A 7,364-nucleotide genomic window follows, 5' to 3' on the forward strand; every position below is an offset into this window, starting at 1 on the left:
CAGCGGCACCGTCACCAGCGCGTCGCCCGCGCTCATCAGGACGGCCTCGCCCCGGTCGAAGCCGAAGCGGTGGATCTTGCGGTAGACGGCGGCCAGGTCCCCGTCGGGGGAGAGGACGAGCGAGGTGTTGTAGAGCGGCCCGTCGTCCCCGGCAAAGTCGCCGGCGGCCCGCTCCGGGACGGAACCCGCGTGCAGCCACACGCCCGCGTCGCGCGCGGCCGCGGCCATCGCCTCGAGGGTCGGCCCGTGCAGGGGCTCCGCCTCGCGCGCGAAGTCCTCGTGGGCGAACGCGCCGGTCGTCCACAGCTCCGGCAGGACGACGAGGTCGGCCCCGGCCTGCTCCCGCACCAGGGCGGCGGCCCTGCGGCGACGGGATTCGACCGATTCGCCCTCGTTCACGCCGAATTGGAGCAACGAAGCGCGCACAATACCACCGTCCTGGCATTCGACTCGTCGGCACGGCCTACGATCGTCACACGAAAGCACTGCCGGGGTGCCTCACAGCAGCGTAACTTGGGGGCCCTCCCGGTTCGAGCGTAGTCGAGAACCGGGGAGTCCCGAGACGCCCGCCGAGCGCAGCAACCGCCCACTGGCACCGCCGCCGCAACCTGCCCGTGTACCGACCGCCGAGGGGTCCCGTTCCGTGAGTCTGCATCCCACCCTCCAGCCCTACGCCGACGCCTGGAACCACTCCGTCGAGGCGATATCCGAGCTGGTGCAGCCGCTCGTGGAGGCCGACTGGAACCGGCGGACGCCGTGCCCGGGGTGGTCGGTCCGCGACGTGGTCTCCCACGTCATCGGTCTGGACTGCGAGATGCTGGGCGACCCGCGCCCGATCCACGCGCTGCCGCGCGACCTGTTCCACGTCACCGACGAGCACCAGCGCTACATGGAGATACAGGTCGACGTGCGCCGCCACCACACGGCGCCGGAGATGACCTCCGAGCTGGAGTACACGATCATCCGCCGCAACCGCCAGCTGCGCAACGAGTCGCGTGAACCGGGCAGGACGGTGCGCGGCCCGCTCGGTTCGGAACTCACGCTGGAGGAGTCCATGCGCCGGCACGCGTTCGACGTGTGGGTGCACGAGCAGGACCTGCGGGCGGCCCTCGGCCGTCCCGGCAACCTCGACTCCCCCGGCGCGTACGTCGCCCGCGACGTGCTGCTCGAGGAGCTGCCGCGGGTGGTCGCCGAGAAGGCCCAGGCACCGCGCAGCTCGGCCGTGGTGATCGACGTCCACGGGCCCGTGGAGTTCCTGCGCACCGTCCGCGTCGACATCCAGGGCCGCGGCACGCTGGAGACCTCCCCGGCGCTCGGCCCGGCCGTCTCCCTCGCCCTCGACTGGGAGACGTACGTCCGCCTGGCGTGCGGCCGGGTGACACCGGAGGCGGTGTCGGACCGGGTGAAGACGGACGGCGACCCGGACCTGGCGGCGGCGATCCTGCGGCACTTCGCGGTGACGCGGTAGGACCGGCCGGCGGAGCGGGGCGCCGGACAGGCCCCGGACGGCACCCGGGCCCCGGCGCCCGCCCGCTCCCCCGCACCGGCACGCGGCCCGCTCACACCGGCACGTGCACGCTCTCGACCCGGGCGGCGACCAGCCGTTCCCGCTCCCTGCGCGCCGCCCGCCCGCGCAGCCGCAGGATCTGGGCGAGCCCGAGGGCCTGGAGGACGAAGACGGCGGCGAAGGCGACGCCGTAGTTCCCGCCGGTGGCGTCCAGCAGCACGCCGACGGCGAACAGGGTGGTCATGGACGCGATGAAGCCGCCCATGTTGGTGATGCCGGACGCCGTGCCCTGCCGCTCCGGCGGGTTCACCGGGCGGGAGAAGTCGAACCCGATCATCGAGGCGGGTCCGCAGGCGCCCAGGACCGTGCACAGCACCACCAGCAGCCACATCGGCGCCGTCTCGGCCGGATGGGCCAGCGTGGCCGCCCACAGCAGGGCCGTCGCCCCCACGGTCCCCAGGACCAGCGGCATCCGCGCACCGTGCCGCCGGGCGATCAGCTGGCCGTAGACGAGCCCGAAGACCATGTTGGACAGCACCACGAGGGTGAGCAGCTCACCGGCCTCGGTCCGGGACAGCCCCTGCGCCTCGACGAGGAACGGCATGCCCCACAGCAGCAGGAACACCATCGCCGGGAACTGCGTGGTGAAGTGCACCCACATGCCGAGCCGGGTCCCCGGTTCGCGCCAGGAGGCGGCGATCTGCCCGCGCACGTAGGCGGCGCCCCGGTGCGGGACGCGGTCCGGCTCGTGGCCCTCGGGGTGGTCCTTCAGGAACAGCAGGAGCAGGACGAACACCACGACACCGGCGAGCGCGCTGCCCCCGAAGGCCGCCGTCCAGCCCATGCCGTGCAGCAGCCGGGCCAGGACCAGGGTGGAGACGAGGTTGCCCGCCATGCCGGCCAGCCCGGCGAGCTGCCCGACCAGCGGCCCGCGCCGGGCCGGGAACCACCGGCCGCCCAGCCGCAGCACGCTGATGAACGTCATGGCGTCCCCGCAGCCGAGCAGGGCGCGGGAGGCGAGCGCCATGCCGTACGACGGGGAGAGGGCGAAGCCGAGCTGTCCGACCGTGAACAGCACGATGCCGATGCCCAGCACCTTCTTGGTGCCGAGCCGGTCGACGAGCAGGCCGACGGGTATCTGCATGCCCGCGTAGACCAGCAGCTGGAGGATGGAGAAGGTGGACAGGGCGGAGGCGTTGACGCCGAAGCGGTCGGCGGCGTCGAGGCCGGCCACCCCCAGGGACGTGCGGAAGATGACGGCGACGAAGTAGACCGAGACGCCGATGCCCCACACCACCAGGGCCCGCCGGCCGCCCGGGGGCTCCCCGGGCGGCGCGCCCGCTCCGGCCGCCGCGCTCCCCTCGCCCGCCGCGCTCCCGCCGCCCCGCGTGCTCCCGCCGGTCATCGCACTTCCCCCCGGGCCAGGTGGGAGAACCAGCCCACGTGCCGGTTGACGACCTCCGCGGCCGCCTCCGGGTCGCCCGAGCGCAGTGCCTCGAGGATCTCCTGGTGCTCGGAGAGGGTCTTCGCGATGCGGTCGGGGTGCGAGTGCATGACGGCGACCCCCATGCGCAGCTGGCGGTCGCGGAGCTGGTCGTAGAGGCGGGAGAGGATCTCGTTGCCGCCGCTGCGGACGATCTCCGCGTGGAAGCAGCGGTCGGTGACGGACGCGGCGGCGAAGTCACCGGCGACGGCCTGTTCCCGCTGCCGGGCGAGCAGCGCCTCCAGGCGCTCGAGGAGCCCGGGGGGCGCGGGGACCGCCTTGCGCACCGCGTGCTCCTCGACGAGCAGCCGGGTCTCGACGACGTCGGCGATCTCCTGCGCGGAGACGGGCAGGACGAGGGCGCCCTTCTTCGGGTAGAGCCGGATCAGCCCCTCGGCCTCCAGCCGCAGCAGCGCCTCGCGCACCGGTGTGCGCGAGACCCCGGCGGCTTCGGCCAGCTCCCCCTCGGTCAGCAGCGTGCCGCCCTCGTAACGGCGTTCGAGGACGCCCTGCTTGACGTGGGTGTAGACACGTTCGGCGGCGGGGGGTTGCCTCACGGGAGCCGGATTCATGCCGACAGGATAGATACAACACGTACGCGTGGATGCATCCGTCCACCATCCGGACCCGACCGCGCCCCGCCACCGCTCGCCCGCACCGCCGCCCGACCCGCCGTGCCGCCCTCCCGTGGCACCGCCCCATCGCCCCGGCCGGAAAATCTTCCCGCTCCGGCGCACAACCATCCGCGCCTCTCGTGCGTCAGACTCGTGCGGCCGCTCTCGGTCGCGCCTCAACTCGGCCGCAGCAATGGGGCATTCAACGCAATCGGGGTACCTCACTTGAATATCGGCATTCAGGGAATCCGGGTCCGCAGAGCCGTCGGCGTCGCCGTGTCCACCGGCGCCGTGCTGGCCTCCGGCGTCCTCTACGCGGCACCCGTACAGGCCGCCACCAAGCCCACGATCGCCGCCAAGGGCGGCTTCGTGATGAACAACGCGAACGGCAAGTCCCTCTACACCAAGGCCGCGGACACCCGTCGTTCGACCGGTTCCACAACGAAGATCATGACCGCGAAGGTCGTGCTCGCGCAGAAGAACCTGAACCTGGACGCCAAGGTCACGATCCAGATGGCCTACAGCGACTACATCGTGGCGAACAACGCGTCGTCCGCGCGGCTGATCGTCGGCGACAAGGTCACCGTGCGCCAGCTGCTGTACGGGCTGATGCTGCCGTCCGGCTGCGACGCGGCGTACGCGCTGGCCGACAAGTTCGGTACGGGCACGACGCGGGCCGCCCGCGTGAAGTCCTTCATCGGCAAGATGAACGCCGACGTGAAGAAGCTGGGCCTGAAGAACACCAACTTCGACTCGTTCGACGGCATCGGCAAGGGCAAGAACTACTCCACGCCGCGCGATCTGACGAAGATCGCCAGCAGTGCGATGAAGAACGCCAACTTCCGCGCGATCGTCAAGACGAAGAAGTACACCGCGAAGACCATCACGAAGACGGGCAGCACCCGCACGATGGCGCCGTGGACCAACACCAACGGCCTGCTCAGCAGCTACAGCGGCACGACCGGCGTGAAGACCGGCTCGGGCCCGGAGGCCAAGTACTGCCTGGTCTTCGCCGCGACGAAGAACGGCAGGACCGTCATCGGCACGGTCCTCGCCTCCACCGGCTCCGCCCAGCGCGAGACGGACGCCAAGAAGATGATGAACTACGGCTTCAGCCAGATCTGACCCGCACCGCCGCGAGGGGGCCCGCCGTCACCGGCGGGCCCCCTCGCACGCGGGTCAGACCGTTCCGATCAGGGAGTCGAGGACCAGCTTCTCGGCGCAGTAGAAGGCGACGGCGAACACGGGGGCGAGCACGGCGCACCACCAGAACCGGGGCTCCCGGGAACGCGCCAGACGGAAGGTCAGGAAAGCGGTGAGCAGCACGCCGACGGCCAGGAAGACGGCCGCCTCCGTCCAGTAGCGGAGTTCCAGGCCCAGCCAGAGCCCTTCGCCCAGCACCACCATCGCGATGACCGCGCCGGCCACCGCCCGCACGTTCCCGCGCCCGCGGCGCACCGTCCATCCGGCCCACCCCAGCAGGGGCCCGCCGGCCAGCCCCGCCACCGACCACACGGCGGCGGTGCCGAGGCCCCCAGCCCCGAAGTCGTCCCCGAGCGTGGACGCCGCGTAGTAACCGCCGCAGGTGGCGAGCATCATCAACGCCCCGCACCAGGCGGCGAGCGACCGGCCGCGGATCAGTGCTCCGGCCGCGGCGGTCCACAGGATCCAGGTGGACACCGAGTTGGTCGCCCGCTCCAGCAGGGGGGTCGTCCCGTGCAGGGCGTACGTCGCCCAGCCGAGCAGCAGCCCGAAGGCCGCGGTCGCGGCGAGGACGGCACCGGTGCCGGGGGCGGTGCCGGTGCCGGGGACGTCCCGGTGGGAGGTGGTCGCGGTGGTCATGCCCGGCACTATACACACGGGGTATACGCACTATGTATACGCGCGGTGCATACACCCGCCCGGGCCGCGGTGGAAGGCCGCTCTCGACGCCGTCGCTCCTGTCGGCGGGGACCTGCGGGGCCTGCGGTCAGGCTCCGCGGTGCCCCACCGCGTCCCCGGCCCCGGGGAACGCGCCCCGGGCCGTGCCGGTGGAGGCGGAGGTGGAGGTGAAGCGCTGGCGGTAGGCGGTGGGGGTGGTGCCGAGGTGGCGCAGGAAGACGCGGCGGAGGGTCTCGTCGCTGCCGAAGCCGCTGTGCCGGGCCACCGAGGTGACGCTGTGCCCGTCGAGGAGGAGCCTGCGGGCATGGTCGAGACGGACCCGCTCGACCCAGCGGGCGGGGGTGGTGCCCAGTTCCGCGTGGAAGAGCCGGGTCAGGTGCCGAGGGCTGACGGCCGCGGCGCGGGCCATGGACGGCAGGTCGTGGTCGGCGGCCGGGTCGGCCAGCACGGAGTCGATCAGGGGCCGCAGGAGGCCGTCGCGCGCGGGCGCGGGCGCGGGAGTGGTGAACTGTGACTGCCCGCCCGGACGCCGCAGGAAGACCACCAGTTCGCGGGCGATACGGCGGGCCGCGCCGGCCCCGTGGTCGTCCTCGACCAGGGCCAGGGTCAGGTCAATGCCCGCGCTGATGCCCGCGGAGGTGACGAACCGCCCGTCGCGGACGTGGATCGCGTCCGGCTCGACGCGCACCCGGGGGTGACGGCGGGCGAGCGTGCCGGCGTGCCGCCAGTGGGTGGCCGCCCGGCGCCCGTCGAGCAGACCGAGTCCGGCCAGGACGAAGGCGCCGGTGCACACCGAGGCGACCCGCGTCGCCCGCTCGGCCACCGCCCGGGTCGTCGCCAGCAGTTCCGCGTCCACCGGCTGCTCGGCCAGGCGGTCGCCCCCGGCCACCAGCACCGTGTCGACCCGTCCGGCCCCGGCCGCCGTCACGGTGCCGCTCAGCGGCATCCCGGTCGAGGTCCTGACCTCTCCGCCGCCCGCCGAGATCATGACCAGGTCGTAGGGGTGGCCGAGCCGGCCCGCCTGGTGCAGGACCTCCGCGGGACCGCTGACGTCCAGCAGGGTCACCCCGTCGAACACCACGAAGCCCACCCGGTGCGTCATGTCCGGATCTGTGGTTTCTCTGTCAGGAAGGACATGGCGCCAGGGTACGCGCCGGGGGACCCTGGAAGCCGGTCCCCGAGACGAGGAAGTGGAGAGAGACCATGAGCGAGACCATCGCGGACGTGCGGATCCCGGACAGCGCTCTGGCGCGGGAGGCGACCGAACTGGTCCGTGAGGCGGCCTCACCGCTGCTGTTCGACCACTCCCGGCGCGTGTTCCTCTGGGCGGCGCTGCGCGGGCGCGAGCAGGGGCTTTCGTTCGACCCGGAGCTGCTGTACGTCGGGGCGATGTTCCACGACCTGGGCCTGACCGAGCGGTTCCGCCGCACCGACCAGCGCTTCGAGATCGACGGTGCCGACGAGGCACGGCGGTTCCTGCACGCCCACGGCGTCACCGGCGAGGAGGCCGACCGGGTCTGGACGGCGATCGCCCTGCACACCACGCCGGAGATCCCCCTGCACATGGCCCCCGAGATCGCCCTGCTCACCCGGGGGGTGGAACTGGACGTCCTGGGCATCGGCTACCACGCGGTCTCCGACGAACAGCGTGCGGCCGTGGTGGAGGCCCATCCCCGCCCGGACTTCAAGAACCGGATCCTGGCCGCGTTCACCGAGGGCATCAAGGACCGCCCCGAGACGACGTTCGGCAACGTCAAGGCCGATGTGCTCGCCCACTACGTGCCCGGGTTCGTCCGCGGCGACTTCGTCGAGGTCATCAAGAACTCCGCCTGGGCCGAATGATCCCGGCCCCCGCCCGCCGGGGACCGGCCGGTCCCCG

At 72.6% G+C, this 7,364-nt stretch carries 8 protein-coding genes; 3 read left to right on the forward strand and 5 right to left on the reverse strand.

Annotated features, from left to right (window positions below; all coding sequences use genetic code 11):
* The coding region (locus AOK18_RS21935; RefSeq protein WP_276205362.1) for a nitrilase-related carbon-nitrogen hydrolase at positions 1-426 on the reverse strand (426 nt) is incomplete at its 3' end.
* 217 nt (positions 427-643) lie between these two features.
* On the opposite strand from AOK18_RS21935, the gene AOK18_RS21940 reads away from it, so the two are divergent.
* On the forward strand, positions 644-1,468 hold the full coding sequence (locus AOK18_RS21940; RefSeq protein WP_055571735.1) for a maleylpyruvate isomerase family mycothiol-dependent enzyme: 825 nt from the start codon (positions 644-646) through the stop codon (positions 1,466-1,468).
* Positions 1,469-1,559: 91 nt separating this feature from the next.
* Here AOK18_RS21940 and AOK18_RS21945 read toward each other — a convergent pair whose 3' ends face one another.
* The gene (locus AOK18_RS21945) at positions 1,560-2,912 is read right to left on the reverse strand and encodes an MFS transporter (RefSeq protein ID WP_055695463.1); all 1,353 of its coding nucleotides are present in this window, start codon (positions 2,910-2,912) and stop codon (positions 1,560-1,562) included.
* Positions 2,909-3,562 carry a GntR family transcriptional regulator gene (locus tag AOK18_RS21950; RefSeq protein WP_055695464.1) on the reverse strand — a complete coding sequence of 218 codons (654 nt, stop codon included), beginning with the start codon at positions 3,560-3,562 and terminating at the stop codon, positions 2,909-2,911. The genes AOK18_RS21945 and AOK18_RS21950 overlap by 4 nt, the downstream gene beginning before the upstream one ends.
* Before the next feature lie 267 nt (positions 3,563-3,829).
* Between AOK18_RS21950 and AOK18_RS21955 the strand changes: the two genes are divergently transcribed.
* The gene (locus AOK18_RS21955) at positions 3,830-4,729 is read left to right on the forward strand and encodes a D-alanyl-D-alanine carboxypeptidase family protein (protein WP_055695465.1); all 900 of its coding nucleotides are present in this window, start codon (positions 3,830-3,832) and stop codon (positions 4,727-4,729) included.
* Between the two features lie 54 nt (positions 4,730-4,783).
* Here AOK18_RS21955 and AOK18_RS21960 read toward each other — a convergent pair whose 3' ends face one another.
* Positions 4,784-5,446 carry a DUF6518 family protein gene (locus tag AOK18_RS21960; protein ID WP_055695466.1) on the reverse strand — a complete coding sequence of 221 codons (663 nt, stop codon included), beginning with the start codon at positions 5,444-5,446 and terminating at the stop codon, positions 4,784-4,786.
* 127 nt (positions 5,447-5,573) lie between these two features.
* Positions 5,574-6,587: a GlxA family transcriptional regulator gene (locus tag AOK18_RS21965; protein ID WP_079105128.1), complete on the reverse strand. Its 1,014-nt coding sequence runs from the start codon at positions 6,585-6,587 to the stop codon at positions 5,574-5,576.
* Between the two features lie 101 nt (positions 6,588-6,688).
* Here AOK18_RS21965 and AOK18_RS21970 point away from each other — a divergent pair, with 101 nt between their 5' ends.
* A complete protein-coding gene (locus tag AOK18_RS21970; protein ID WP_055695467.1) occupies positions 6,689-7,327 on the forward strand; it encodes an HD domain-containing protein in 639 nt (212 codons plus the stop codon).
* Positions 7,328-7,364 lie beyond the last annotated feature (37 nt).

The organism is Streptomyces prasinopilosus (assembly GCF_001419695.1).
Classification (GTDB): domain Bacteria; phylum Actinomycetota; class Actinomycetes; order Streptomycetales; family Streptomycetaceae; genus Streptomyces; species Streptomyces prasinopilosus.